The following is a 26,269-nucleotide window of genomic DNA, read 5'->3' on the forward strand; positions in this document are numbered from 1 at the left end:
CACCAGGGCACGGCAGGCCTTGCGGTTATGTTTATCAACTGAATGCGGAGTATCCGAACATGCCAAAGATGAAGACTAAAAGTGGTGCAGCTAAACGGTTTTTGAAAACCGCGAATGGCATCAAGCACAAGCACGCTTTCAAGAGCCATATCCTGACCAAAATGTCGACAAAGCGTAAGCGTCAATTGCGTGGAAGCAGCTTGCTGCATCCGTCCGACGTGGCAAAAGTCAAGCGCATGCTGCGCCTTTGCTAATTTTGATCAAGAACAGAGGAATTAACTCATGGCTCGTGTAAAGCGTGGCGTCATTGCCCGTAAGCGTCACAAAAAAATTCTGAAACTTGCTAAAGGCTACTACGGCGCGCGCTCACGCGTATTCCGTGTTGCCAAGCAAGCGGTAATCAAGGCTGGCCAATACGCCTACCGTGACCGTCGTCAGAAAAAACGTCAGTTCCGCGCTCTGTGGATCGCTCGTATCAACGCTGGTGCGCGTATCAACGGTCTGTCCTACAGCCGTTTCATCGCTGGCCTGAAAAAAGCGTCGATCGAGATCGACCGCAAGGTTCTGGCTGATCTGGCAGTGAACGAAAAAGCGGCGTTTGCTGCGATTGTCGAGAAAGCTAAAGCCACTTTGGCCTAAGTCCCCGGCAATCACCGGACCCCGCTCGGGGTTCGGTGTTAAACGTCATAAATAGGGGAAGAGCCTTGTAAGCTCTTCCCCTATTTTGTATCTGGAGTCTGTACATGGAAAACCTGGACGCGCTGGTCTCTCAAGCACTTGAGGCTGTGCAAAGCGCCGAAGATATCAATGCCCTGGAGCAAATCCGGGTTCTGTACCTTGGCAAGAAGGGCGAATTGACTCAGGTGATGAAGACCCTGGGGAATCTGCCTGCTGATGAGCGTCCGAAAATCGGCGCGCTGATCAATGAAGCCAAGGAGCGTGTCACAGAGGTTCTCAATGCGCGCAAGGCGTCGTTCGAGGAGGCCGATCTTGCGGCCAAGCTCGCGGCCGAATCCATTGACGTGACCCTGCCTGGCCGTGGCCAGACCACTGGCGGTCTGCACCCGGTTACCCGCACTCTGGAACGAATCGAGCAGTTCTTCACCCACATCGGCTACGGCATCGCCGAAGGCCCTGAGGTCGAAGACGATTACCACAACTTCGAAGCGCTCAACATCCCAGGCCATCACCCGGCCCGGTCGATGCACGACACTTTCTATTTCAATGCGAACATGCTGCTGCGCACCCATACCTCGCCGGTTCAGGTCCGCACCATGGAATCGCAGAAGCCTCCGATCCGCATCGTCTGCCCGGGCCGTGTGTATCGCAGTGACTCCGATATCACCCATTCCCCGATGTTCCATCAGGTCGAAGGCCTGCTGGTCGACCGCGATATCAATTTCGCCGACCTGAAAGGCACCATCGAGGAATTCCTGCGCGTGTTCTTTGAAAAAGAGCTGGCAGTGCGTTTCCGTCCTTCGTATTTCCCGTTCACCGAGCCTTCGGCCGAAGTCGACATGGAATGCGTGATGTGCAGTGGCAAAGGCTGCCGCGTGTGCAAGCAGACCGGCTGGCTTGAAGTCATGGGCTGCGGCATGGTCCACCCGAACGTGCTGCGCATGTCGGGCATCGATCCGGAAGAATTCCAGGGCTTCGCCTTCGGCATGGGCGTAGAGCGTCTGGCGATGCTGCGCTATGGCGTCAACGACTTGCGCCTGTTCTTCGACAACGACTTGCGGTTCCTCGCGCAATTTCGCTAGGTCGGCCGTAACGAATTCTTTAGGAGAGCAGGATGAAATTCAGTGAACAATGGCTGCGTGGCTGGGTAAGCCCGCAAGTGTCCCGCGACGAGCTGGTTGCGCGTCTGTCGATGGCCGGCCTTGAAGTAGACAGCGTCACCCCGGCAGCGGGCGTTTTCAGCGGTGTTGTGGTGGGCGAGGTCTTGAGCACCGAGCAACACCCGGACGCTGACAAGCTGCGTGTTTGCCAGGTCAGCAATGGCGCCGAGACCTTTCAGGTTGTGTGTGGCGCGCCAAACGTACGTCCCGGTCTGAAGATTCCATTCGCCATGATCGGCGCCGAATTGCCGGGCGATTTCAAAATCAAGAAAGCCAAGCTGCGGGGCGTCGAGTCCAACGGCATGCTGTGCTCGCAGGCCGAGTTGCAGGTGGGTGAGGGCAACGACGGACTGATGGAGCTGCCGGCCGACGCGCCGGTGGGTCAGGATGTGCGCGTTTATCTGGAGCTGGACGACGCAAGCATCGAAGTCGACCTGACGCCCAACCGCGGTGACTGCCTGTCGGTCGCGGGCCTGGCCCGTGAAGTGGGTGCGCTCTATGACGCAGTCGTCACGCGTCCACAGGTGGCAGTGGTTCCGGCGGTGCACGATGAAGTGCGTCCTGTAGACGTGATCGCTTCTGCGGCATGCCCACGTTACCTGGGTCGCGTCATCCGCAACGTGGACCTGTCACGTCCTACGCCGTTGTGGATGGTTGAGCGCCTGCGTCGCTCGGACGTGCGCAGCATCGACGCCGCAGTCGACATCACCAACTACGTGATGCTTGAGCTGGGTCAGCCGCTGCACGCGTTTGACCTTGCCGAGATCAACGGCGGCATTCGTGTGCGCATGGCGGAAGAGGGCGAGAAGCTCGTGCTTCTGGATGGTCAGGAAGTCAGCCTGCGCGCTGATACCCTGGTCATTGCCGACCACCAGCGTGCTTTGGCCATCGCCGGCGTCATGGGTGGCGAGCACAGCGGCGTGTCCGCGACCACTCGCGATATCTTCCTCGAAAGCGCCTTTTTCGATCAGATTGCCGTTGCCGGCAAGGCACGGTCCTACGGCCTTCACACCGACGCGTCCCATCGCTATGAGCGAGGCGTTGACTGGCAGCTGGCCCGCGAAGCCATGGAGCGTGCCACTGGCCTGCTTCTGGAAATCACCGGTGGCGAAGCTGGTCCGGTCATTGAGACTGTCAGCGATCAGCACCTGCCTTCGGTTGAGCCGATCATTTTGCGTGCCGAGCGTATCGAGCAGATGCTGGGCATGAAGATGGACGCAGCGGAGATCGAGCGCCTGCTGACCGCGCTCGGCCTGACCGTCGCGCCTCACGCCAGCGAGCAATGGCGCGTTGAAGTGCCGAGCCACCGCTTCGATATCACCCTCGAAGTCGATCTGATCGAAGAGCTGGCCCGCCTTCACGGTTACAACCGTTTGCCGGTTCGCTATCCGCAGGCGCGTCTGGCGCCACAACCGCGTGCCGAGGCGCAGAGTGATCTGCCAGCCCTGCGTCGTTTGTTGGTCGCCCGCGGCTATCAGGAAGCGATCACCTACAGTTTCATCGATCAGAAATGGTTCGAGCTGTTCAGCCCGGGTGTTGAGCCGCTGTTGCTGGCCAATCCGATCTCGGCAGACATGTCGGCAATGCGCTCGTCCCTGTGGCCGGGTCTGGTGAAGTCGCTGCAACATAACCTCAATCGCCAGCAGGACCGCGTGCGCCTGTTCGAGAGCGGCCTGCGTTTCGTCGGTCAACTGGAAGGCTTGAAGCAAGAGCCGATGCTGGCCGGCGTGATCTGTGGCAGCCGTCTGCCGGAAGGCTGGGCGCAAGGCCGCGATGTCGTCGACTTCTTCGACGTCAAGGCCGACGTCGAGGCAGTGCTGGGCTTCGCCGGTGCGCAGGATGATTTCCGCTTCGTACCCGGAACCCATCCCGCGTTGCACCCGGGTCAGACCGCGCGTATCGAGCGTGACGGGCGTGAAGTGGGCTACATCGGCGCGCTGCACCCGGAACTGTCGAAGACCCTGGGCCTTGATCGTCCGGTGTTTGTCTTCGAGCTGGTGCTGGCTGAAGTGGCGACCGGTCGCCTGCCGAAATTCCATGAGCTTTCACGCTTCCCGGAAGTGCGTCGCGACCTGGCGCTGCTGGCTGATCGTGATGTTTCTGCGACTGCTGTGCTGGACGTTATTCGTGAGAATGCAGGGGAATGGCTCACAGACCTCAGGCTGTTTGATGTTTACCAGGGTAAAGGTATTGATCCGCTTAGAAAAAGCCTTGCAGTCGGCTTGACCTGGCAACATGCATCGCGCACTCTTACCGACGATGAGGTAAACGCTTCGACGCAGCAAATTCTCACCTCGCTAGAGGCAAGGTTAAACGCCACGTTAAGGATGTAGCGTATGGGGGCTCTGACGAAAGCTGAGATGGCCGAACGTCTGTACGAAGAGCTAGGCCTGAACAAACGAGAAGCCAAGGAACTGGTCGAGCTGTTCTTTGAGGAAATCAGGCACGCTCTGGAAGATAACGAGCAGGTTAAATTGTCCGGATTCGGCAATTTTGATCTGCGCGATAAACGCCAGCGACCGGGCCGAAATCCCAAGACAGGGGAAGAAATCCCGATTACCGCTCGCCGTGTGGTCACCTTTCGTCCAGGGCAGAAACTGAAGGCCCGAGTTGAGGCTTATGCTGGAACCAAGTCATAACGACGAGCTACCGCCTATCCCCGGCAAACGCTACTTCACCATTGGTGAAGTCAGCGAGCTCTGCGCGGTCAAACCGCACGTTCTGCGTTATTGGGAGCAGGAGTTTCCTCAGCTCAACCCGGTAAAGCGCCGCGGAAACCGCCGGTATTATCAGCGACAGGATGTGCTGATGATCCGCCAGATCCGCGCGCTGCTTTACGATCAGGGCTTCACCATTGGCGGCGCGCGTTTGCGTATGTCCAGCGATGAGGTCAAGGATGATTCGCTGCAGTACAAGCAGTTGATCAAACAGATGATTGTCGAGCTGGAAGATGTGCTGGTTGTGCTGCGTAAATGACACGGCGCGGCAAGTCAAAATACTTCCATCATTCAAAAGCTTAGGGTATATTCCTCGACGCTTTCGCAAGAACCCGCAACACCTTAACGCCTAGTCGGGGCGTAGCGCAGTCCGGTAGCGCACTAGCATGGGGTGCTAGGGGTCGAGTGTTCGAATCACTCCGTCCCGACCATATTTTTCAATGACTTAGCCCAATCTTCTCAGGTTGGGCTTTTTCATGCGCGTAAGTTTTGCGGGACTTGTCTGAGCCCCGCCTGGAACCAGGTTTGAGCGTTGCTCAGACGTACCTCAGGGATGTGGGCCTTCAATAACAGCCTGGCTGATTCGGTGGTGTGCCATTGCAAGGGATGGTTCCGGCTCTGTGTATGCCCCGATAATCGCCCTGGCTGAAATGGTTACACCCCGAAAGCATAACAACTGCAATGGCCAGTGCCAGGATCCTGAGTTTCATCGTGTTCTCCCTGTAAGTTTGACTTTCATAATGAGTGAAGCAGCCATCGGTTGGCATTGATCGGCACGCTGCGCGCCTCTGTCGCCTGAAGCTGATTATCCAGATCACTCGACAGGTTCTTCAAGGGGGATCGACCCACTGCATCCTCTGATTTCTTACACTCCCACGTCCTTGCCACTTCAAACCAAGTGAATTGCGCGGCTAGCATGCCGCACATCTTCATAATCTCAACCCCGAGTCGTCGGCGCGACGCTGTAGCACTCGATCGGCCAAAAGTCGTATTCATCAAACATCCACTGCTCTGGCGCAAGCTTCTTGAGGCAATGTTCCATAGGCTGTTGGGTCGAGCAGCGTCCGCACATGCGGTCACCCGTCGAAATTTCCTGCACAGAACATTGACCGGACGCAGGCTAGAACGTTAACTGTATATAAATACAGTTATTCACAACTAGGCTTGTATCATTAGCGTCACTGTCCTCGGCCCACTGTCGGCCAGCGGCGAAAAGCTGCGTCTTTACGCCTTTCACGTACCTGCCGGCTCTGCATCGCCGGCGGCTGATCACATCGGGAAGCGCATCGCTCTGCACATGCGCGGGGAACAGGTTGTTCTGAAGTCGGAAAACCCGAAGTACCCCTCTCGCCATGTGATGGAAGGGGATGAGTTGGTGATCTGGGGCGTGGTGAAATACAGCGTCCGCGATCATGACAAAGCCTGAGCCCGTCTTTGCGTTGATCGACTGCAACAGCTTTTATGCCAGTTGCGAGCGTGTCTTTCGGCCTGACCTCGCCAAAACGCCCATTGTGGTGCTGTCCAATAACGATGGCTGTGTGATTGCTCGAAGCTATGACGCAAAGCCGTTCGTGAAAATGGGTGCGCCTTACTTTCAGATCAAGGATCAACTGCGCCGAGACGGTGTGATCGCGTTCAGCAGCAATTACGCACTGTATGGCGACATGAGCGAGCGGGTCATGAGCATCATCGAATCGATGGTCCCCGCGCTGGAGGTCTACAGCATCGACGAGGCCTTCGCTGACCTTTCTGGCATCCCCGGCGACCTGACGGCTTTCGGAAGACAGATTCGGTCGACCATTTACAAGCGCACCGGCATCCCGGTGGGCGTGGGCATAGCGCGTACCAAAACACTGGCAAAACTCGCAAATCACACGGCAAAACGCCTGCTGGCGAAAACCGGCGGGGTAGTCGACATCTGTGACCCGTTCAACCGTGACTGGACGTTGCGTAACACCGAGGTCGGCGCGGTATGGGGCGTGGGCAAGCGTATGAAGGCCCACCTCGACGTCATGGGGATCAAGACCGCGATGGACCTGGCGAAGGCTGATCCCTGGACGCTGAGGCAGAAATTCAGCGTTGTGATCGAGAAGACTGCGCGCGAATTATCGGGGACGTCATGCCTGGAATTGGAAGAGCCTGATCCGCCCAAGCAAGAGATCTGCTGCAGCCGAATGTTTGGAAGCCGTTTGACGACTATCGAGCCCATCAAGGAAGCCGTCGCTACATACACCCAGCGCGCCGCGGAAAAGCTCCGGTTACAGAACTCGCTGTGCAAGAGAATCCGGGTCAGTATCCGAACGGGGATGTTCAACCCTGAGGAGGCCAAATATGCCAACGGCGCGATGGTTGAGCTGCCGTATCCCACCAATGACGTGCGCCTGATGACGAAGGCTGCGACAGAGGCGGTCAATCGCCTGTTCCGGCCGGGCTTCAAGTACAGCAAGGCCGAGGTGCTGCTGATGGATCTGCGCCAGCCCGGCGAATTTACCGACGACCTGTTTGCCCATTCGCAACCCATGGAAGCCGAGAAGGTGATGAACGTGCTTGATGAGATCAATGCCAAGTGGGGGCGTGGAACGTTGCGCGCGGCAAGTGTGCCTGCTGCTCCTGGTTGGGCAATGCGTCAAGACCTAATGAGTCAAAGCTTCACGACGCAAATGGATCAGCTGTGGATCGTGAGGTGCAATTAGGTTGTGATGTTCGGCAGAACGCTGGGGGAGGGTCGAAAAGCCTCAGTGACTTTCCGAGTAACTTAGTGATTGGTCGTGTAGCGCGGTTGAGCATCGTTGCAGCGAGCGCCAAACCGGAGAGCCTTACGTTTAGCGGCCTGTAGCGAGGTCCGCTTGCACGGGGTGCTAGGGGTCGAGTGATCGAATCATTTCGTCCCGACCCTATTTCAAAAGGGAGTCAGCCAGTTACCGGCTCGATTCCCTTTTTCATTTTCAGCTTACGCAAAAGTTGCGCAAAGCTGTCTGGCAGCTGCGCTCTCACGAAGTGGTTGAGGTCTATGACCCGGTCACTCCAGCATACTCAGTCGAATACCTGATTAACCTTCTCAACTCACCGCCATTCGCGCGATCAAATGACGGCCAATGGCTACCGCCCGTCCGGCCCTCACGTCGATTTGCAATGAAGCGCTAATCACGGGGTCAGAGTTATCCCTTCGTTACGAGCAAAAATATGCTTGCTTCAGATATGAACGCCGAAGATAGCGGGCGCCTGCTGGATGAGCTCAACCGAGCCACGGCAGAGCTGATGTCCATGGACAGTGCCGCTTTCGGCCGTGAGCAATGGCAGCTGGCGCATCGTCGTCAGCAAGCTGCCTTTGCCGCGTGGCTGCTGTACATCAGAAAAGACCCTGTGTTTCAGCACCGGTCAAACAGCACGCCGCTAAACCGCTCATCCATCACCCGGCACTAATCCTCCTCAACCCACCTCTGTCCTATAAGCGCAGATTTCCTGCGTCTCGTATTGGAGATGATCATGGGTATCGAAGACAACGGGCCGGAGAACGCGTATCCAGGCCCTGCCGAGCCGGGTAGCGAAGAAGAGGTCTATCCCGACGCAAGTGTAGACTCGGCTGAAGGCATCGACAATGAAGAGGATGCCGCCATCGCAGCCCGAAACAAGGGGCTGGATGAGATGGAGATTCCTGACAATCCGCCTGTCGACGAGGACGAAGAACCCTCTCCAGGTAACAGCTAGCGGCCGATGTCACACCAAACCCCACCCAGCGTGGGGTTTTTCTTACAACACGTCGAATGTGTTACACAAATGAGCCACTCGTCGGAACGCGCGCACTATCAACGCGTTGGCTACTCAATTCTGTAGCCAAAAAAAAACGGACCGATTATGCGACCTCAGACTTTCGATATTCCGAACGCACTCGACCTGATCAGCGAACTGGATCAGGCGACCGAGCAAATGATGTCTATCCCCGTTGACCATATTGGGGGCGTCCAGTGGGAAGAGGCGTTCGTCCGGCAGCAGAGCGCCTTCAGAAAATGGCGCGACTATCTGTATTGCAAGGCCGATGAACGTCCCGCTGTCCGGTTGATGAATATCGCGTGATGCGCGGCTGAGTGTTAGGGAATCCTGGCGCCCAGCTTCGAAGCTCGCGCGACTTTTTACCGCCGCCCGGCAATCCGCTCCACTGCGGCTAGCACCTTGGGCCGCTGCGCCTGCCATTCACTTTTGGTGATACCCAGCAGCACTGCGCCGATACGCTTGCCATCGCGCATGATGTGTTCCCGCCGTACGCCTTCTATCACGAAGCCGAATTTCTGGTGCATCTTGATCACCGCCGCGTTGATCTCAAGCACTTCGCAATTGAGTTTTTCCAGTCCTGCGGCACCAAACGCGTGGTCGAGCATCCAAAACTCCACCTGACTGCCGAGCCCTTTGCCCTGCAGCGTGGTGTCGAGGTAGAAGGCCCATTCCGCCGTGCCGTGGGTGGTGTTGATGGCACTCAGGGACACAACACCGACGGGCGCATCTTCCATCACGATGGCGAACACCTGCTGCCGGGCACTGCCACGCAGCGCCTCAAGCCAGTTCAGATGCTCGGCCTCGCCGATTTCATGGTCCGTGTACATGAACTTGCGCACGTCTGGCTGGTTGCGCAGTTGCCGAATGCTGGCCTGTTGATCGGCGGGCAGTTCGAGGATCGGCACGACTTTCATTGAGTCCCTTTTAAACACGTCATACGGCTGTTGAATCTCGATTCAGGCTGCACCGCGAGCGGTGCATGATCAATTGCGGTGCGGCGAAGAGAGGTTTTTTCGAAGTCACTGGAACGAATCGATTAGCGATTTAGTCAACCTTTCTCACACCCAGGAGGCAAAAATATTATGGCAAGCGATATCACTGAAAAACTGCGTGACGATCTTTATCAGAAAACCCGTTCCGAGCTGAACACTTTTCTCGACGAGACCAATGCCTTGCTGGCGGCAGGGGATGCCTTGAATGAGGATCGCACCACTCAGGCCCGTGAGCGGCTGAAGGATTTTCTGGCCCGCGGCACCAGCGCAGTCACCGAGATCGAAATGGACGCTCAACCAGCGCTGACCCGTGCGGTGGGCAATGCCAAATCCTACGTGACGACCCATCCCTGGGCCGCCGTCGGCGTGGCTGCAGGTCTGGGCCTGGTTGCCAGCCTGTTGCTCAAACGCAACAGGGATTGAGGAGGCCATCGTGGTTCGCCGCAGATTTCCGGTGGATCCGTTAAGTCCGACCAGCGGCCGGCATGCGTTCGCCGGCCTTTGCACGCCCGTCATTTACCCTCGTTATCGGCTGGTACTATTCATGGCGGGTACCGTAGCGGACGCTGGATTCGGCACCGCCCTGGCGCCGTCCAATGTCTTGCGCAAGCACAAATGGGGGATACGCATGAATGTCGACGAAGACACTGTTCGTCAGTTGGCCCAGTTGATCTGGGAGACCGAAGGCAAGCCTGAAGGGCAGGAATCCCGTCACTGGGAAATGGCCACACGCCTGGCGGAGTCCGCTGCCATGGCGCCGGTTCGCACTTCAAGCAAGCACAAGGTCGATACGTTGTTCCCGTCGCCCGATGAGGCAGACCCCAACGTGTGATGGGTTTAGAGCTCGCCCGGACGCAGTGTCGGGGCAGAGCTCGGATCAACCGCGCAATCAAACAGCTCGCGGCTTCAGACTGACCCGGAAGCCTGCCGGGCAACGCGGCGATCACCTTGCCGCGCATCCATCAGCGCCCAATACCACATGCCCAGACCGCCCAGCGTCAATGCCGCTGCCACATAGCCCGTGGCCGGCAGACCGTAGCCTGCGGCGATCGCCAAGCCGCCCGCCAGCGGCCCAATCGCGTTGGCCATATTGAACGCGCTCTGCACCAGTGCGCCCGCGAGAGATTGCGCATGGGGCGCAACGTCCATCAGGCGGGTTTGCAGGATCGCCGCCAGGCCCACGCCACAGCCAATGAAAAACACCAGCGGAATGAGCAGCCACAGGTTGTCCGTGGCCGAGGGATACAGCGCCAGCACCAGCGCTGTAAAGCCCAGCGACACGCCAGCGGCGAGCATCGTGGCGCGGTCGGCGGCCCAGCCACAGACCAGGTTGCCTACGGTGGTGCCCAAGCCGAACACGGCCATTACCACCGGGATCATGAAACTCGAGGCATGGGTGACGTCGATCAGCGTGGCAGCCAGATAGGTGTACACGCAGAAGATCCCGCCGAAGCCGATGCCGGCGATGCCCAGGGTCAGCCACACCTGCCGCGAGCGCAGGGCATTGAGTTCGCGCAACGGGCTGGCGTCGGTATCCGCTGGGGACGCGGGCGCGAGGCAGCGGATCAGCACCGCCGTGATGGCAGCCAGCCCGGCAACAATGGCCATGCCCCAGCGCCAGCCGATGGTCTGGCCGATCCAGGTAGCGAACGGCACGCCGATGATGGTGGCGATGGTCAGCCCCATGAACACGCGGGAAACCGCTTGGGCACGGCGATTCTTCGGCACCAGTGACGCGGCCAGCAGCATCGCCACGCCAAAGTAGGCGCCATGGGGGAAACCGCTGAGAAAGCGGAAAAACACCAGCCATGGCAGCGAAGGGGCGACGGCGCTCAGCGCGTTGGCGATCCCGATGAAGGCGGCGAGAGCCACCAACAAGGCGCGACGGGGCAGTCGTACCCCGAGCACCATGATCACCGGCGAACCTATGACCACGCCCAGGGCGTAGGCACTGATGGCATGCCCGGCCAGCGGCTGGGTGACATGGAAGTCGCTGGCAATAAACGGCAGCAGGGTCATCGACGCAAATTCGGTGGTGCCGATGGCAAACGCGCCCATGGCGAGGGCGAAGAGCAGCCAGCCCATGTTGAATTCATGCGGGGTGTGGGAGATATTCATGGGAGATCGAGAAGGGTTTCCGGGAAGAAGCATGCTGTGATACCTGAAACCGATTTCAGTTCAACCTGCATTCGGCGGCCTGGGTTACACGTGGTCTCTGACGCAACATTGCCTCAGATGAACCGCGCCATACGCGCCGCCAGCGTCTTCTTCACCTCGGGCCATTCGTCATCGATGATGCTGAAGCGCACGGAGTTGCGTTTGCGACCGTCGGGCATGATCCGCTCGTGGCGCACGATGCCTTCCTGACGCGCGCCGATGCGCAGAATCGCGGCGCGGGAATTCTCGTTCAGCTCGTCGGTAGTGAACTGTACCCGGACGCATTGCATCACCTCGAAGGCGTAACGTAGCAGCAGGTATTTCATCTCGGTGTTCAGCCCCGAGCGCTGCACTGATTGCCCGAGCCAGGTATGCCCAATTTCCAGCTTGCGGTTATGGCGGTCGATCTTCCAGAACCGCGTACTGCCGACGACCTCACCTGAACTGCGCTGCACAATCGCGAAAGGCATGACGGTGCCGGCGGCTCGACCGGCCAATGCAGTGTCCACATAGTGCTGCACCGTGGACGGCCCCGGAATCACTGTCACCTTCATGTTCCACAGCTCACCGTCCTCGGCCGCGCGCACCAGCAGTGACGCATGATGCGTTTCGAGTGGCACGAGTTCCACTCGCTCGCCGGTCAAGGTCACGTGCTCGCTGGAAACGGTGGCTGGGCTCATGGGTTATCAGTCCTTGGACTTGGCATCGGGCAGGGCGGCGCCCTTGGGCCACAGCATCCAGATCTGGCCTTGCTGCTTCATATTGCCAGCCAGCTCGCCGGCCGCGTCGCCGGTGCCCCAGAACATATCGGCCCGGACCTCGCCGGCGATGGCGCCGCCGGTGTCCTGCGCCGCAACCGGGCGTACCAGCGGCGTGCCGTCGGGGCGGGTCGAAGACAGCCACAACAAGCTGCCGAGGGGAATGACCTTGCGATCAATCGCCACGCTGTAACCGGCGGTCAGCGGTACATTCAGCGAGCCGCGCGGGCCTTCGGTGCTGTCCGGGCGCTGAGTGAAGAATACGTAGCTCGGGTTGCTGCCCAGCAGTTCATTCACGCGTTCGGGGTGCGCAATCGCCCAGTCGCGGATGCGGCCCATGGACACTTCGTCCTTGGTCAATTGCCCTTGCTCCACCAGCCAGCGGCCGATCGGCTTGTAGGGATAGCCGTTCTGATCGGCGTAGGCGATGCGCAGCTGACGGCCGTTCTCCAGCTGAACCCGACCCGATCCCTGGATTTGCAGGAACTGCAGGTCGATGGGGTTCTCCAGCCAGGCCAGCACGGGGGCATTGGCGCCTTTGTTGCCGATGGTGGCGGCGTCGTCGTAGGGCCGCAGCACGCGGCCGTCAAGCCGCCCGCGCAGGCGCTTGCCCTTGAGCTCGGGATAGATGCTGTCGAGGTTGACGATGATCAGGTCGTCGGGCACGCCATAGACCGCGACCGGGTGTGCGTCGTTGCGCTGCTCGCTGCCTTTGTAGATGGGTTCGTAATAGCCGGTGATCAGGCCGTTGGCGCCGTGCTCGGAGGAACGCAGGCTGTAGACCTGCAGCTGATTCTTGAGAAAGTCGCGCACCGCCGCAGGGTTTTGTGGCACCTGGGCGGCGAGGGCGCACGTGCCGCCCCAGACCGGGTCCTTGGCCAGACGCTTGCACGCCGAGAACCAGCTGCTGTAGCCCGCCATCAGGTCGGTGTCGTTTACCGCCGGCAGTTTGTCCCACTCGACGCTGACGTAGGTCGTCGCTTCGGAGGGTTTGGTCTTCGGCGCACCGCCGTCACAGGCGGCGAGCAGGGCGATCAGGGGAGCGAGGCAGAATACGAAACGGCGCCAGTGCAGGCTTGTGGTCATCACGCGGGGTGTTTCCTGAGAATCATGCGAAGGCGGCTAGCTTGGTGAAAGCGGACGGCGGCGTCAAATGGATGAGGGAATCATTTGCATGAAAGCTCACATGCCGCCGAATCGCTTTAAACGCGGATTTGCCGCCGACATTGCACTTTTTTGCCTTCAGCCGTTCTGACTTTGGCCGGGACGCGGCAATTGACGCGGCGTCCCGTTCGTTGCAACCTGGGGTTGATGCTCGCCGTGTTCACTGTTTTATCCGTTTGCCGTCGCCTGCGCCCGCTGTTTGCCCTGTGCATGCTCGGGCTCTGCGCGGCGGGTTGTACGCGCCAGGACGGCCGGGATGTCGCCACGCAGTTCAGCGAGACCCGCCCCCAGGAGTTCTTCCAGACCAGTGTCGACCGCATGGCGACGCTGGCCATGGCCGACAACCTCGACAGCCTCTATCTGCTGATGAACAAACTCTACCTGCGCAATCCCGGCGAATGGCGCAAGTCCGGCTTCGTCGACGCCGCAGGGGCGGAGCGCAATGTGCGACAGGCTATCGAGCAACAAAAGCCGTTGCCGCAGTTGGGCACCCGGCGTGACCTCGCCGCGCTGAGCTACGCCCTGAGCCCGGAATTTCTCGGTGACCGCGTCGGTGCCTTCATTTATGCCATCGGCAGCATGCTGGTCACGGCCCACGGCGGGCGCCTGGAATTCTTCATGACCGACCAGATCAACCCGACCTTCGTCAGCAACGCCGCGCGCAATATCGAGAAGGCCACCTGGCTGTTGAGCCAGCGGCAGAACGCCAATGGCGAGCTGCTGCTGTTCTCCAACGAAATTTCGGAGGAGGGCAGCAACCTCAGTTTCGCCACCGAATTCGGCAAGATCGTGGCGCGCCTCGACCTGCTCACCCAGATGCTCGACGAGCGATATAGACGCATCGGTTTGAATTACGCCCAAAGCCTGCTGTTCCTGAACTTCCTCCCGGTGCAATGACGCCCCGCAGGGCCGGGGGAAAAACCTTTTTTTGTGCCCCTCATCCTTGGCGACTTTCGGTCGATAGCCCATCAGGAGTATGCAAAACAATTACAAAATATTTGGCATGGGGACGACGATGTTTAAAACAGTGCAGGCGCGCTATACGGTCATATTTGTGGCCTTGATTGTGGTGATCGCGGTGATCACCGAACAGGGCATCGTTCACTTGGTCACGCCCAAGGTCCGCGCGACCCAGGAGCAGGTGGTGCTGAGCCAGGTTGATCAGATCGGCACGCGTATCCTGTCGGACCTGGCCCGTGTAGAGGCCCAGTCCCGGGCGATCACCCAGGCGGTGCCGCTGCTGGACAGCGATGGCATCGACAAGGTGCTGCCAGGGCTGGTTGACCAATACGGCGATCAGAAAGTCTTCGGCGGCGGCGTCTGGCCGATGCCGGACAAACGCACCCCGGGGCGCAACAAGCACAGCTCGTTTTTCCACCGTGACGGCAGTGGCCAGCTGGTAGTAAGCACGTTCTGGAACTCCGACCCTGCGCCCAACTACTGGGAACAGCCGTGGCACCGCGCCGGGCAGAACGCACCCAAGGGCAAATGCGCCTGGGCCGCGGCCTATCAGGACGAAGCCAGCCCGCAGCCGCGCACCAACTGCGCCATGGGCATCTACAAGGATGGCGCGCTGTACGGCGTTTCGACCATCGACGTCACCCTGGGCTTCTTCAACGGCCTGATCCAGGAAAAGGAAAAAGACATTCAGGGTCAGGTGATGATCGTCGAGCGCGACGGCAAGATCCTCACCAACCAGAGCCGCATCCCCGGCGAAATCATCCTCAAGAACATTTCCGGCTTCAGCGGCCAGTCGATGTTCGCCAAGGCCATTCAGGAGGGTCTGGGCAAGATCTCCGGCGACGCCGTGTATTCCCAGGAATACATCGACCCGCAACTGGGTGATCTGACCTTCTTCCTGCGTCCGGTCGCGGGCACGCCGTGGGTCATCGCCACGTCGCTGCCGACCGCCATGCTCACCGCCAGCAGCACTGAAGTGCTGAAGACCCTGGGCTGGCTGCAGATCCCGCTGGTCATTCTGTTGCTGGTGGTGCTGGGCTTTGCCTTCCACCGTCTGCTGGCACGCCTGACCGTTCTGCGCACCAACATCGACGCGCTGTCTTCGGGTGAAGCTGACCTGACCCGCCGCATCCCGATCAAAGGCCAGGACGAACTGGACGCTGTCGGCCACTCGGTCAACAAGTTCATCGCCTTCCAGCAAGCCATGATCGTGGAAGTGCGCAACGGCACCGAGCAGATCTCGGCCGGACTGGTGCAGTTGCAGGATCAGTCGCGCAACATCAACCAGATCCTTAACCGTCACGCTTCTGAAACCGATCAGGCCGTGACCGCGATCAACGAGATGAGCGCCACCGCCGACAGCGTCGCCGAGAGCGCGACGCAGACGGCGAGCTTTACCCAATCGGCCAATGACGCAGCGCAGCGTTCCCGTGACGTCGTCGACGAAGCGTCGGTCAGCGTGCGGGCTTTGGTGGCGGAAGTTGAAGACGCGACCAAATACGTGCAGGAAATGCAGGTCGACGCCAAGCGCATCACCGATGTGCTCGGGGTTATCGGCGGCATCGCCCAGCAAACCAACCTGCTGGCCCTCAACGCGGCCATTGAAGCGGCGCGGGCGGGTGAGCAGGGCCGCGGCTTTGCCGTGGTGGCTGACGAGGTGCGGGCGCTGGCCGGTCGTACCCAGCAGAGCACGTCAGAGATCAACGAGATGCTCGCGCGGCTGGAGCAGGGCGTGAGCACTGCGGTGGGCGCCATGGAAAAAACCAAAGTCAGCTGCCAGTCCACCGCCGACCGGACGTCGCGGGTCAACGAAGGCCTGGATGGCATGGCAGGTTCCGTGCTGCGCATTCATGATCTGAGCGCGCACATTGCAACGGCGGCAGAGGAGCAGAGCGCGGTGACCGAGGAGATCAACCAGAACATGATCGCCATCCGGCACATGGTCGGTGAACTGGTGGGCTGTGGTCACCAGACCGACACCAGCGTAGACGCGCTGATGGCGTCCAACGAGCGGCTAGTGGCGATGATCGATCGCTTCAAGGTTCGCTAACCGGCGATTCATTCACTCGCACGACACAAAGCCGGAGCCCTTGAAGCTCCGGCTTTTTCGTGTGGGGGCTCAGTAGCTTTCGCCGCGAATGTATTCCTGCATTTTTTCGATCAGCCTGGCCTGCTCGGCGATGGCCGCCTTGACCAGGTCGCCGATCGACAGCAGACCGATCAACTGGCCTTCGTCCACCACCGGTAAATGGCGCAGGCGGCGGTCGGTCATGATGTTCATGCAGTGCTCGACGGTGTGCTGCGAACCCACGGTCTGTACGTCGTGGGTCATGATGTCGCTGACGGGGGTCCCGGCCGAAGCGCGGCCCTTGAGCTCCATCTTGCGGGCGTAATCCCGCTCGCTGACGATGCCAACCACCTTGCCATCGCGCACCACCGGCACGGCGCCGATGTTCTTTTCGGCCATCAACTTGATCGCCTCGAGGACCATCTCCCCAGGCCCGACGGTGTGAACGTCAGCGTGATGCGGGTCTTTCAACTTCAGTAGTTCGGCTACGGTCGTCATGCTGGCCTCTCCGGCGCGTTTCTTGTGAGCACGGCCGTCTGGCCGTGCATAGAGAATCGTCGAGAGATGGCATTCCGGCAAGTTTGAAAGCGCCATGCCCGGCCCTGAAAACGTCACCGGCCCGGTTTCCCGGTGCAGCATCGGCGCCGGCGCGATGTCAGCCGATCCGCCGCGACAGGCCGCCGTGTCCCTGGGCATGAGTCGGTGCCTTTGCCGGCAATGAAGGGCGCTGTTGCAGCAGGCCGGCAACGTCACGGGTCTGCAGGACGAACCCTTGCACCCAGTCCACGAAGGTCAGCTCATCCAGGGCCTTGAGCGGCAGTTGTGTGCACAGGCGCACCGAGTGTTGTTCATCCAGCGCCAGCCAGCAGCCGCTCATGGCGCCGCTGTCGAAGTTGAGCCTCATCAGCCGCTCGTACAGGCTCGGGTCGGGGCGCAGCGACAGTTTGCAATGCAGGATCGCGACGTCGCCGCCCGCCGGGATCTCGATGATGACCACTTCGCGGCCCTCGTCGAACAGCGCGCACACGCCGTTTTCGAGTTGCAACGCCGTGCCCAGTTGTTTGCCCAGTGCCTGAATGCAGGCGTCTGCTTGTGTCGTCGTGGTCATCATTTGCGGTGTCCTGTCCTGGGTTTCGATTGGATCAATGGAAAGTCATGGGCGTCGGCCTAGCGCGGCCGGAAGGCGCCGTTGCCGACCTGGCCCAGTTCAAGGGCGGGCTGCGCGTCGCCACGGTCGGCAATGTCGCCGTCGGCGGTGGCCTTTTTCGGGTTCGTCGGGTCCATGCCGTACTCGAAGGTGACTTCGCCCATCAGGCGTTCGATGCTCAGGGCGCTGCCGCTCTTGTAGCTGACGAACGGGAAGGGCGTGCCGAACGAGTCTTCCTTGGCTGCGGTCTTGAACACCGCGATGCTCTTGATGCGCAGATTGTTCTTGTCGCTGAGCATGTCCTTGAGCATCGCGTCGGTCAGGCTTCCGTCCAACGCGCCGGTTTCGATGCGTTCCTTGATGTCGTCGCGGACCTCAAGCTTGATTTCCGCGCGGGTGGTGCCCCTGGTGTCCTTCATCGCGTCGAGCAGGCCCTTGAACTGCGGGTCGGCGCTCATCATGTCGTGAATGCGCTGAGCGTTGCCTTCATTGCAGTCGCGGCCGAGCATCTGTTTGACGCGGTCGATCTGCCGCTTGGACGGCGCGGCCTGATCCAGTCGGTTGACGTTGTTGTGCTTGACCACCATGTCCATCAGCGACATCAGGCTCGAGCCCTGGCCGGCCGCGGTGTTCTGCCGATCAAGTTGGCGCAGGCTCTGGCGCGCGGCGTATTGCGCGTCGTTCTCGGCTGGCGTGTCCGTCAGGTATTTGCCCTTGAGTTCCCGCAGCACCTGCTCAGGATTCTTGCCTTCAGGCGACGGATTCTTGCTCATACCGGGGAAGGCCTTCTCCAGGCTCTCGCTCAGGGTTTTGACGTCGGCGTTTTGCAGCGGCAGGGCGTTCTTGAAGCGCACGTCGTAGCTCTTGCCGGTCTTGTTGTCGAACGCCAGTGTCGCGCTGACCCCCAAGGGTGCACCGCCCGCCACGAACAGGTTGCTGGGGCGCGACGTAAACACGGTGCTGAACATCCGCGCATAGACGGTCACCGAGCCTTTTTCGAGGAAGCGGGCGCGGTTGCTGCTGTAGATGTCGGTGTGCAGGCCGTCGCTGCCATGGCCCTCGGTGCGTTCCCGTTCGGCGCTGAGCAGTGACAGGGTTCCCAGCAGGCCGGCGCCGAAGCGCATGAAGCCGGCGACGGGTTCTGCATCGGTCTGGCCCTTGTTGGTACGGGATTCCAGGTTGACCCCGGCATCCAGGTCGAACGCGTGCTTGCCGGTGGTGCGCACTTCCTTCTCGACGCCACGATCCATCAGCTCCATGGGTTTGAGGCCAGCCTGGGTCGGGCGTTTGCTGCTGGCCAGCGGCGTCTGCATCAGGTCGGCCATGAAATCATCGATTTCGTCGTCACGGATGAAAAAGCTCAGCGCCGTGCTGTTGGCGTATTTGTACTTGGCATCCAGGCTGCCGCCGAACCAGCCACCATTAGTCTGGAGGTTGGCGTGGCTGTCGCCGGGTGTGGTTTTGGTGTCGCTTTTCCCGCCGCCAAAACCGAAGCTTCCCGTGCCGCTGATGGCGCCTTCGCGGCTCATCGACACTTTCAGGCCGCGGTCAAAGCGGGTGAAGGTGAGGCCGTAGGTGCGCTCCGGATCGATATTGCCGCGAAAGCCGAGGAAGGCCGGTTCCGCCGGGCCCGCCACGCCACCGGTGACGCCGCCGCCGTAGTTGCGGTTCAGCTTGACGCTTTCCCGGGGTTCAAGGTCCCGAAGTGCCTGGGTCAGGCTGCGCGTGACGTCGGCGTTGTTGGGGCCGGCAGCGGTTTCCAGGCCCTGCAATATGTTGCGCTTGAGCGGGTGGTTGTCCTTGCGGAGGTGCTTGAGCAGGTTCTTGGTGGCGTCGTAGCTGGCTTCGAGGGAGGCGTGGTCACGAAAGCCCGCGTCGGTGTAGCGTTTGACCGGGCTGCCTTCATAGGTGTCGTTGTGCAGCGCGGCCAGCGCCGTGGCGATGGGGGCGAAATCCTTGGCGCCCGGTTTTTTCACTTCATCGGCGAACCCGTCGAGGGCGGTGCTGATGTCGTTGAGCACCTTGACGTCCAAGGCCAGGCGGGCGCGCAGCAGCGCCTGTTTATCGCCCTGGGTGCGGGAGCCATCCAGCGGTTTCTCCGTGTTGCGACGCTCCAGGGTGAAATGCGCATTCTCCAGCGAGTCGAGCAACTGCCCCAGCTCATGGGCGTTGTCGATGCCGCTGTGACGCAGGACGCCGGCCACTTGCGGCAGCATGTCGTTGGTGCGCGGCTTGCCCCGGAAGGCCGGATTGAGGGCACCGTTCTTCAGCAACGCACCCTCGTCCTGAGCCAGTTCACGAAGGGTTTTCTGCAGGTCCTCGGTGACGCTGGTCTGGAACCAGTTGAACAGCTCCGCCAGCTCGCCCGATTCAGGTGACGTCAGGCGGGGCGCCAGGTCATCAATGCGCTGGGCCATTGGCCGCCCCGCAGCGCCAGTCGCCGCCGTCGCGCGGGTGTGGAGTTCGCGCAGCAGCGCGGTTTCTTCGGCGTAGATCGGCCTCAGGCCTTCGCGGCCTTTCCAGGCGTGCTGGAGGCTGTCGGCCGGCACTTTTGCCGCACCGGTCAATGACAGATGAGCCGTCAGGTAATTCTGCCTGAGGGTGGCGGGGGCATATTGCTTCACCTTCATGCTCTCGACGTTGTTGCTGCCCATCACGTTGACGGTGAGCTTGGCCGAGCCCCTGCGCAGGGTTTCCGGCTCGGCCGCTGCCAGCCGATTGAAGGCCGCGTGGTCATTGCGCGGGGCCGCCGGGGCGGGTGTTGCGGCTTCCCACCCGGTCGCGGTTTTGACGAATTCTCCGGCGCTGGTGGTGGCCAGCAAACGTCCGTCGTGATTGGGGCGCAGGTCCTGAAGAACGGCGCCCGGTGGGGTGGTCGGGCCCTGAACCGCTTGCCAGGTCCGCTGGGGATTGAGCTTTCGAGCGTTGGCATCGTCGCCGCTCAGCTGGAACAGGGCGCCGCCGCGCAGGGCGAACCAATCCTTGCCGCCCGTGCTGATCGCTTGGATATCGCCGGTGCCGGGTGGCTTGGGCAACTGCGCGCGTTCGCCGTTCTGGTCATGCAAACGCAGTTCACCGTCGCTCAGGGTCATGAAATTCTGATCGTTCTGAACCGCCAGCTTGTCTGACACCAGATGCTCGGCGCCGCGCAGGGCGGTGCCCTTGGCTTCGGTCCCGCGACCCTGCAGGGCCAGATCGGCACCGCGACCCATGTCATGGGCGGCGGCCTGGGGCGCCACTTTCAACTGTTTGAGCTTTCCGTCCTTGTCGATGATGTAAGCGAAGCCGTCCTGACCTGCCTGCAGGGCTTTGATGTCCTTTTCGGTGGTCTTCTTCCATTCCTCGGTGCGCGGGTCTTGCACCAACAGCGTCTTTTCGACGGTTTCCTGCAATTCTTCCGTGCGCGGGTTGAGCACCAAACGCTTGTCGTCGGGACGTACGTATTCGCCGCGCGGGAGCTGAACTTGCACTGACCGTCTTTCCTCGTGGAGAGCGATTTTGCCGCGCGGCAGCTGAATCTGGGTGGCGGGGTCAGGGGTCAGGGCGGGCAAGCCGCGCTGGCGATCCATGATCAGCGGCGCCATGACCCAGCCAGGCACGAAGTCGTGCGTTGCCTCATCCCACGATGCGCTGTGCTCTACGCCCTGATGGTCCTTCACTTTGGCGTGCAGGACGTTTTTGTCGTCATGAAAAAAGTCGCTGATGGTGTGGTTGCCAAAGGCGTTTTGCAGGGCTGCCGAGGGGCGCGCTGGCTGCAGCGTGAGCTCACCCGCGACGAAAAGATTGTCGCGTCGCTCGGCCACGGTCGGTAGATCCCCCTCCAGGAGTTTGCCCGAGGCGGTAGTCACCAGCAGACGATCACCGATGAGCGCCACGGATTTGGCTTTCATGGCCTCGTCGTTATCCGTGCCGGTGGGGGCAATGAGCTGGAGCTCATCATTGTGGCCGGGGCCTAGCCTGTTGCGCAGTTGGAGTAACTGGTTGCCTGAGGTGTCTTCGCTGAGCGCCATCAGTTCACCGGCGGTGGAGCGTCCGAGGGCCGTGACCTTTTCCTTGAGATTCAACGGCGTGGCTAGGTCATTCAGCGAGTACACCTTACCTTTGTCATTGAGCCCGAACAGGCTGCCAGCCCCGATGTCGTGCAAGGTTTTCAGCGTTGCGCCCTGGGTGTTCTCCTGCCACTGGCCCCCTTGCAACGCGTACAGCTTATTTTCGTGAATGCGCCAAGCGGTGTTGTTCGCGTCTTTGTGCACGCCGGTGATCTGCGCGCGATGGGCATCGGTGGGCATCGCCACATCGAAGGCGTTGTTGGCGCGTTTTTCACTGCTTTTGAACAGGGAAATGGCCGCATCACTGGCATGGGCGTGCATCAGCCGGTTCTGGGTGTCGACCAGCAGGTATTCGGTTTTTTCGGTGCTCTGATTGAGCTCCGCCAGGCCCTGATAACGCTGGTCGTGCTTGCTCAGAATGCCTTCGAGCAGGCGCTCGGTGCGGTTGGGCTGGCCAGGGGCGCCAAAGGCCAGTTTTTGATTGTGCAGCGCCATGCTCAGCCGCGGTGTCAGCGGGACGGAGGGTTGCTGGCCTGTCGGCGGGCCGGTGGGTACCGGGCCTGTCGGCGGCACCGGTGCGTGCCCCTGTGCCGTGCCTGTGGCCGTTGTTGCGGCTGCCGTGGTTGAAGCGTTCGCCGCATTGGGTGCTAGCGCAGTGTGCGTAGTGTTCCCAGCCCCGGAGGCGCGTGGTATCGACGAGGCATCGCCCGGCCGGGCCTTGAACAGACCGCCTGCGAAGTGGCGGCTTTTCTGCAGCGTTGACCGGCTGGCAGTGGCCATGCGCGCCAGGACATTTTTGCGCTGCGTGGGGCCGGTTGCCGTTGCAGCGGCAGGGTTCAGATGGGTGGTGCCGACATTGGTGGTCTGGCCACGTAAGACTGGAGGTAAAGCCATGCTGACGCCGTCCGTGCAAGTGAGTGCTTTGCAGGGTGAGTGGCGTCAGGCAGGCAGGTGGTTCCCGATTTCCGGAAAGATCAGGCAGGTCCGTCAGAGGGCTTGCGCCGGGGGCGTGAGATCACCGATTCGATGTTCTTGCGCCCGATCAGCAACGGGCTTTTGGCTTTGCGCGAGGCCGGCATGTCGGCCAGCCATTTGTACATCACCAGACAATCCACCAGCCCGAGCCGGGCATGGCGGTAAGCGCGGGGCAGACGGCCGACGATCTCAAAACCGAGTTTCTGCCAGAGCGCGACCGCGACGTCGTTGGTGGCGACCACGGAGTTGAACTGCATGGCCGAGAAGCCGCTGTCCAGCGCCAGTTGCTGGGAGTGCTCGCACATCAGGCGCGCGACGCCACGACCCCGCGCGACCGGGGTGACCATGTAGCCGCAGTTGCTGACATGGCTGCCGGGGCCGGCAGCGTTGGCCTTGAGGTAATAGCTGCCCAGCAATATGCCGTCTTCTTCGGCGATCAGCGTGTGCAGCGGGTATTCCAGCCACAGGTGCCGGGCTTGCTCGAACGTCACGTCGGGGGCGTAGGCGTAGGTTTCCTGCGCCTGGACCACGGCCTGAAAGGTGGGCCAGAAGACCGCGAAGTCGTCGGCGGTCATGGGGCGGATGTGGATCATGTGTGGGTTCCGGAACTCTGAAGATGCAGGTTGTGGGAGTGACCGCAATGGCGCCCCCACAGGGTGGTGCGGTGTTGTCGCCTGGAGTGTGACCCCTGGCCTCTGCAGTATTAAGAAACCACCCGATAACACGGCACATACGCCGCGCCGCCCGGCAGTTTCATCCGGTGCTGTTCGACGAACGCCTGCAACAGCTTGTCCAGCGGCTGCATTACTTCCGCGTCGCCGTGGATTTCATACGGGCCGTGTTCCTCGATCAGGCGAATGCCCTTGTCCTTGACGTTGCCCGCCACAATCCCGGAAAACGCCCGGCGCAGGTTGGCCGCCAGTTCGTGGGGCGGCAGGTCGCGGCGCAGTTGCAGGCTGGCCATGTTGGCGTGGGTCGGGTCGAACGGACGCTGGAAGCTCTCTTCGATCTTCAGCAGCCAGTTGAAGTGGAACGCGTCGGCGCGGTCGCGGCGGAACTGGCGCACCGACGCAAGGCCCAGGGTCATCTGCCGCGCCACTTCCGACGGGTCGTCGATGATGATCTGGTAATGCTTGTGCGCGGCGTCGCCCAGTGTCGCGCCGACGAACGCGTGCAACTGCTCCAGATAAGGCGCGGTGCTTTTCGGGCCGGTCAGGATGACCGGGAACGGCAGGTCCTGATTGTCCGGGTGCATGAGGATGCCGAGCAGGTAGAGGAATTCCTCCGCCGTGCCCGCCCCACCCGGGAAAATGATGATGCCGTGGCCGACGCGCACAAAGGCTTCCAGGCGCTTTTCGATGTCCGGCAGGATCACCAGTTCGTTGACGATCGGGTTCGGCGCTTCGGCGGCGATGATGCCCGGCTCGGTCAGACCCAGGTAACGGCCGCCGGTGATGCGTTGCTTGGCGTGGGCAATGGTCGCGCCCTTCATCGGGCCTTTCATCACGCCAGGGCCGCAGCCGGTGCAAATGTCCAGCTTGCGCAGGCCCAGCTCATGGCCGACCTTCTTGGTGTATTTGTATTCTTCGGTGTTGATCGAGTGGCCGCCCCAGCACACCACCATCTTCGGTTCGACGCCAGGGCGCAGTGTGCGGGCGTTGCGCAGCAGGTGGAAAACGTAATCGGTGATGCCCTGGGAGCTGCTCAGGTCGATGCGCTGGCTGTCGAGCTCGCTCTCGGTGTAGACGATGTCGCGCAGGGCGCTGAACAGCATTTCCCGGGTGCTGGCGATCATCTCGCCGTCGACGAAGGCGTCGGCCGGGGCGTTCAGCAGTTCGAGGCGCACGCCACGGTCCTGCTGGTGGATGCGCACTTCGAAGTCCTGGTAGGCCTCGAGGATGGTCTTGGCGTTATCGACATGGGCGCCGGTGTTGAGAATGGCCAGGGCGCACTGGCGGAACAGGGTGTAGATGCTGCCGGAGCCTGCGGCGCTGAGTTGCTGGACTTCACGTTGCGACAGTGTTTCCAGGCTGCCCTTGGGGCTGACCGAAGCGTTGATGACGTGTCTTGGAGCCATGCTTGATTCCTTGAAAGCGGTGCCGGCCGCCGCGAGGGGGCAGGGCACGAATACAGTGAGCGTTCGAGACGCTCACCCATGGGGCCATTTTTTACATCGGTTGGTCAGGAAAGCAAACGTTGTGAGCGCGAATCTGGAAATTTCCCGTGGCCCCGGTATGCTGCACGTCGACGTCCAGACCCATCGGCCTTCCCGACGCTATGATCTTCAACTTCACGATTTTTCTCCTCACCCTTGCCGCCATGGAAGGGGTCGGCTTTCTCGCCCACAAGTACGTCATGCACGGCTGGGGCTGGTTCCTGCACAAGTCCCACCACGAAGAACAGCTCGGCGCCTTCGAAACCAACGACCTCTATCTGCTGGCGCTGGGCATGGTGGCGATCGCGCTGATCGTCGCCGGCAACAGCGGCCATGACCCGCTGCAATGGGTGGGCGCAGGCGTCGCGGCATTCGGCCTGATTTACATGCTGGTTCACGACGGCATGGTCCATCGCCATTGGCCTGCGCGACCACGGCCGCGCAGTCGCTACCTCAAACGCCTCTACCACGCGCACTTGATGCACCACGCGGTGAAAGGCCGACGCAACAGCGTGTCGTTCGGCTTTCTCTACGCGCCTTCGGCGGCCACCCTGAAAAAGCAGTTGCGCGAGCATCGCTCGGCCCCACGTGACGAGCGTAGCCGAGACAGGACCGGCGCTGCCATGGGCACGGATCTGCAGAACGGTTGAACGGGGTCCACGCCGAACCTGTCAGTAATCTCACGTGGGTCACGCTGTTCACCGTCGTGTTGCTGCCGTAGAACTGACGGTCAGTCGTCTCGCGCTGTTAATCCAACCGAATTTCTTATCCGGAGAACCCCATGACTCAAGCATCGACACAGGCAACGGGCAAGACCGTCACGTTCAAACGCCCGGACGGCAAAGAGTTGAGTGGCTACCTGGCCAGCCCGGCCAAGACCGAAGGCGCACCCGCCGTGGTGGTGATTCAGGAATGGTGGGGCCTCAACGATCAGATCCGGGGCGTGGCCGACCGGCTCGCGGCGTCCGGTTATCTGGCGCTGGTGCCGGATCTGTACCGTGGCGAAATGACGGTCGAGGAAGAAGAAGCCCACCACTTGATGGATAAACTCGACTTCGCCGACGCCGCCACCCAGGACATTCGCGGCGCCGTGCAATACCTCAAGGGCCACAGCCAGAAAGTCGGTGTCACCGGTTTTTGCATGGGCGGCGCGCTGACCCTGCTGGCACTCAACTTCATCCCCGAGCTGTCCGCCGGCGTGGTGTTCTACGGCATGCCGCCGCTGGAATTCCTCGACCCTGCGGCAATCAAGGTGCCGATGCAGGCGCACTGGGGCACTCAGGATGAATTCTTCCCGGCGGACGGCGTCGATCAGCTGGAAGCCAAACTCAGCGAAGGCGGCGTCGATCTGGAATTCCACCGCTACCTGGCCCACCACGCCTTTGCCAACGAAGAAGCCGTCGGCCCTGGCCGGATAGCGGGTACGCAATACGACCCGGTCTGGGCGCAGCTGGCCATGGACCGCACGTTGACCTTCTTCGGCCGCACCTTGTGGGGCTGAGCGAAGATTTAGTCCTC

26 protein-coding genes and 1 tRNA gene are annotated in these 26,269 nt (G+C 61.0%); 18 read left to right on the forward strand and 9 right to left on the reverse strand.

Annotation, left to right across the window (positions count from 1 at the left end; translation table 11 throughout):
- Positions 1 to 59 precede the first annotated feature (59 nt).
- The 12 genes from rpmI (at position 60) to QWI20_RS13805 (ending at position 8,629) form a co-directional block, all read left to right on the forward strand.
- Complete coding sequence (gene rpmI, locus QWI20_RS13750) at positions 60 to 254, forward strand: 50S ribosomal protein L35 (RefSeq protein WP_003442181.1); 195 nt, start codon at positions 60 to 62, stop codon at positions 252 to 254.
- Positions 255 to 282: 28 nt separating this feature from the next.
- Positions 283 to 639, forward strand: coding sequence for a 50S ribosomal protein L20 (rplT, locus tag QWI20_RS13755; protein ID WP_007905879.1), 357 nt, complete (start codon positions 283 to 285; stop codon positions 637 to 639).
- Positions 640 to 743: 104 nt separating this feature from the next.
- Positions 744 to 1,760, forward strand: coding sequence for a phenylalanine--tRNA ligase subunit alpha (pheS, locus tag QWI20_RS13760; protein WP_369305954.1), 1,017 nt, complete (start codon positions 744 to 746; stop codon positions 1,758 to 1,760).
- Between the two features lie 32 nt (positions 1,761 to 1,792).
- On the forward strand, positions 1,793 to 4,171 hold the full coding sequence (pheT, locus tag QWI20_RS13765; protein WP_369305955.1) for a phenylalanine--tRNA ligase subunit beta: 2,379 nt from the start codon (positions 1,793 to 1,795) through the stop codon (positions 4,169 to 4,171).
- Positions 4,172 to 4,174: 3 nt separating this feature from the next.
- Positions 4,175 to 4,477, forward strand: coding sequence for an integration host factor subunit alpha (gene ihfA / locus QWI20_RS13770; RefSeq protein WP_002553164.1), 303 nt, complete (start codon positions 4,175 to 4,177; stop codon positions 4,475 to 4,477).
- Positions 4,458 to 4,814 carry a MerR family transcriptional regulator gene (locus QWI20_RS13775; RefSeq protein ID WP_074887387.1) on the forward strand — a complete coding sequence of 119 codons (357 nt, stop codon included), beginning with the start codon at positions 4,458 to 4,460 and terminating at the stop codon, positions 4,812 to 4,814. Before ihfA ends, QWI20_RS13775 begins: the two co-directional genes overlap by 20 nt.
- Before the next feature lie 95 nt (positions 4,815 to 4,909).
- Positions 4,910 to 4,986: transfer RNA gene (locus tag QWI20_RS13780), tRNA-Pro, on the forward strand.
- Between the two features lie 740 nt (positions 4,987 to 5,726).
- Positions 5,727 to 5,981, forward strand: a complete 255-nt coding sequence (locus QWI20_RS13785) for a LexA family protein (RefSeq protein ID WP_369306016.1) — start codon at positions 5,727 to 5,729, stop codon at positions 5,979 to 5,981.
- Positions 5,968 to 7,248 carry a translesion error-prone DNA polymerase V subunit UmuC gene (umuC, locus tag QWI20_RS13790; RefSeq protein ID WP_369305956.1) on the forward strand — a complete coding sequence of 427 codons (1,281 nt, stop codon included), beginning with the start codon at positions 5,968 to 5,970 and terminating at the stop codon, positions 7,246 to 7,248. The genes QWI20_RS13785 and umuC overlap by 14 nt, the downstream gene beginning before the upstream one ends.
- 490 nt (positions 7,249 to 7,738) lie before the next feature.
- Entirely contained in the window at positions 7,739 to 7,978 is a 240-nt protein-coding gene (locus QWI20_RS13795; protein ID WP_369305957.1) for a hypothetical protein, read from the forward strand.
- 63 nt (positions 7,979 to 8,041) lie between these two features.
- Complete coding sequence (locus QWI20_RS13800) at positions 8,042 to 8,263, forward strand: hypothetical protein (protein WP_369305958.1); 222 nt, start codon at positions 8,042 to 8,044, stop codon at positions 8,261 to 8,263.
- 147 nt (positions 8,264 to 8,410) lie between these two features.
- Complete coding sequence (locus QWI20_RS13805) at positions 8,411 to 8,629, forward strand: hypothetical protein (protein ID WP_369305960.1); 219 nt, start codon at positions 8,411 to 8,413, stop codon at positions 8,627 to 8,629.
- A gap of 56 nt (positions 8,630 to 8,685) precedes the next feature.
- Here the strand turns inward: QWI20_RS13805 and pseH are convergent, their stop codons facing one another.
- Positions 8,686 to 9,240 carry a UDP-4-amino-4,6-dideoxy-N-acetyl-beta-L-altrosamine N-acetyltransferase gene (pseH, locus tag QWI20_RS13810; protein WP_369305961.1) on the reverse strand — a complete coding sequence of 185 codons (555 nt, stop codon included), beginning with the start codon at positions 9,238 to 9,240 and terminating at the stop codon, positions 8,686 to 8,688.
- A 168-nt stretch (positions 9,241 to 9,408) separates the two neighbouring features.
- On the opposite strand from pseH, the gene QWI20_RS13815 reads away from it, so the two are divergent.
- Positions 9,409 to 9,741, forward strand: coding sequence for a YqjD family protein (locus QWI20_RS13815; protein WP_192131310.1), 333 nt, complete (start codon positions 9,409 to 9,411; stop codon positions 9,739 to 9,741).
- Positions 9,742 to 9,862: 121 nt separating this feature from the next.
- Positions 9,863 to 10,150, forward strand: a complete 288-nt coding sequence (locus QWI20_RS13820) for a DUF2934 domain-containing protein (protein ID WP_369305962.1) — start codon at positions 9,863 to 9,865, stop codon at positions 10,148 to 10,150.
- Between the two features lie 74 nt (positions 10,151 to 10,224).
- Here QWI20_RS13820 and QWI20_RS13825 read toward each other — a convergent pair whose 3' ends face one another.
- The 3 genes from QWI20_RS13825 to QWI20_RS13835 all read right to left on the reverse strand — a co-directional run bounded on the left by QWI20_RS13825 (position 10,225) and on the right by QWI20_RS13835 (position 13,319).
- Positions 10,225 to 11,436, reverse strand: a complete 1,212-nt coding sequence (locus tag QWI20_RS13825) for an MFS transporter (RefSeq protein ID WP_369305963.1) — start codon at positions 11,434 to 11,436, stop codon at positions 10,225 to 10,227.
- Positions 11,437 to 11,549: 113 nt separating this feature from the next.
- Positions 11,550 to 12,155 carry a GNAT family N-acetyltransferase gene (locus QWI20_RS13830; RefSeq protein ID WP_369305964.1) on the reverse strand — a complete coding sequence of 202 codons (606 nt, stop codon included), beginning with the start codon at positions 12,153 to 12,155 and terminating at the stop codon, positions 11,550 to 11,552.
- Positions 12,156 to 12,161: 6 nt separating this feature from the next.
- On the reverse strand, positions 12,162 to 13,319 hold the full coding sequence (locus QWI20_RS13835; RefSeq protein WP_369306017.1) for a murein transglycosylase A: 1,158 nt from the start codon (positions 13,317 to 13,319) through the stop codon (positions 12,162 to 12,164).
- A 288-nt stretch (positions 13,320 to 13,607) separates the two neighbouring features.
- Between QWI20_RS13835 and QWI20_RS13840 the strand changes: the two genes are divergently transcribed.
- Both QWI20_RS13840 and QWI20_RS13845 read left to right on the forward strand, forming a co-directional pair.
- A complete protein-coding gene (locus QWI20_RS13840; RefSeq protein WP_369306018.1) occupies positions 13,608 to 14,294 on the forward strand; it encodes a hypothetical protein in 687 nt (228 codons plus the stop codon).
- 118 nt (positions 14,295 to 14,412) lie between these two features.
- Entirely contained in the window at positions 14,413 to 16,407 is a 1,995-nt protein-coding gene (locus tag QWI20_RS13845) for a methyl-accepting chemotaxis protein (protein ID WP_369305965.1), read from the forward strand.
- Positions 16,408 to 16,476: 69 nt separating this feature from the next.
- Here the strand turns inward: QWI20_RS13845 and QWI20_RS13850 are convergent, their stop codons facing one another.
- From QWI20_RS13850 to ppnN, 5 genes are all read right to left on the reverse strand, one after another.
- Positions 16,477 to 16,923 (reverse strand): CBS domain-containing protein, encoded by a 447-nt coding sequence (locus tag QWI20_RS13850; RefSeq protein WP_369306019.1) that lies wholly within the window; start codon positions 16,921 to 16,923, stop codon positions 16,477 to 16,479.
- 157 nt (positions 16,924 to 17,080) lie between these two features.
- Entirely contained in the window at positions 17,081 to 17,536 is a 456-nt protein-coding gene (locus QWI20_RS13855; RefSeq protein ID WP_369305966.1) for a type III secretion system chaperone, read from the reverse strand.
- Positions 17,537 to 17,592: 56 nt separating this feature from the next.
- A complete protein-coding gene (locus QWI20_RS13860; protein ID WP_369305968.1) occupies positions 17,593 to 22,515 on the reverse strand; it encodes an AvrE-family type 3 secretion system effector in 4,923 nt (1,640 codons plus the stop codon).
- A gap of 80 nt (positions 22,516 to 22,595) precedes the next feature.
- On the reverse strand, positions 22,596 to 23,189 hold the full coding sequence (locus tag QWI20_RS13865; RefSeq protein ID WP_369305969.1) for an N-acetyltransferase family protein: 594 nt from the start codon (positions 23,187 to 23,189) through the stop codon (positions 22,596 to 22,598).
- Positions 23,190 to 23,299: 110 nt separating this feature from the next.
- A complete protein-coding gene (gene ppnN, locus QWI20_RS13870; protein WP_172612611.1) occupies positions 23,300 to 24,673 on the reverse strand; it encodes a nucleotide 5'-monophosphate nucleosidase PpnN in 1,374 nt (457 codons plus the stop codon).
- Between the two features lie 200 nt (positions 24,674 to 24,873).
- Between ppnN and QWI20_RS13875 the strand changes: the two genes are divergently transcribed.
- Both QWI20_RS13875 and QWI20_RS13880 read left to right on the forward strand, forming a co-directional pair.
- Positions 24,874 to 25,401, forward strand: coding sequence for a sterol desaturase family protein (locus QWI20_RS13875; RefSeq protein ID WP_369306020.1), 528 nt, complete (start codon positions 24,874 to 24,876; stop codon positions 25,399 to 25,401).
- 131 nt (positions 25,402 to 25,532) lie between these two features.
- Positions 25,533 to 26,252 (forward strand): dienelactone hydrolase family protein, encoded by a 720-nt coding sequence (locus tag QWI20_RS13880; protein WP_369305970.1) that lies wholly within the window; start codon positions 25,533 to 25,535, stop codon positions 26,250 to 26,252.
- Positions 26,253 to 26,269: the final 17 nt, after the last annotated feature.

The organism is Pseudomonas sp. W2-17 (assembly GCF_041060445.1).
GTDB lineage: Bacteria > Pseudomonadota > Gammaproteobacteria > Pseudomonadales > Pseudomonadaceae > Aquipseudomonas.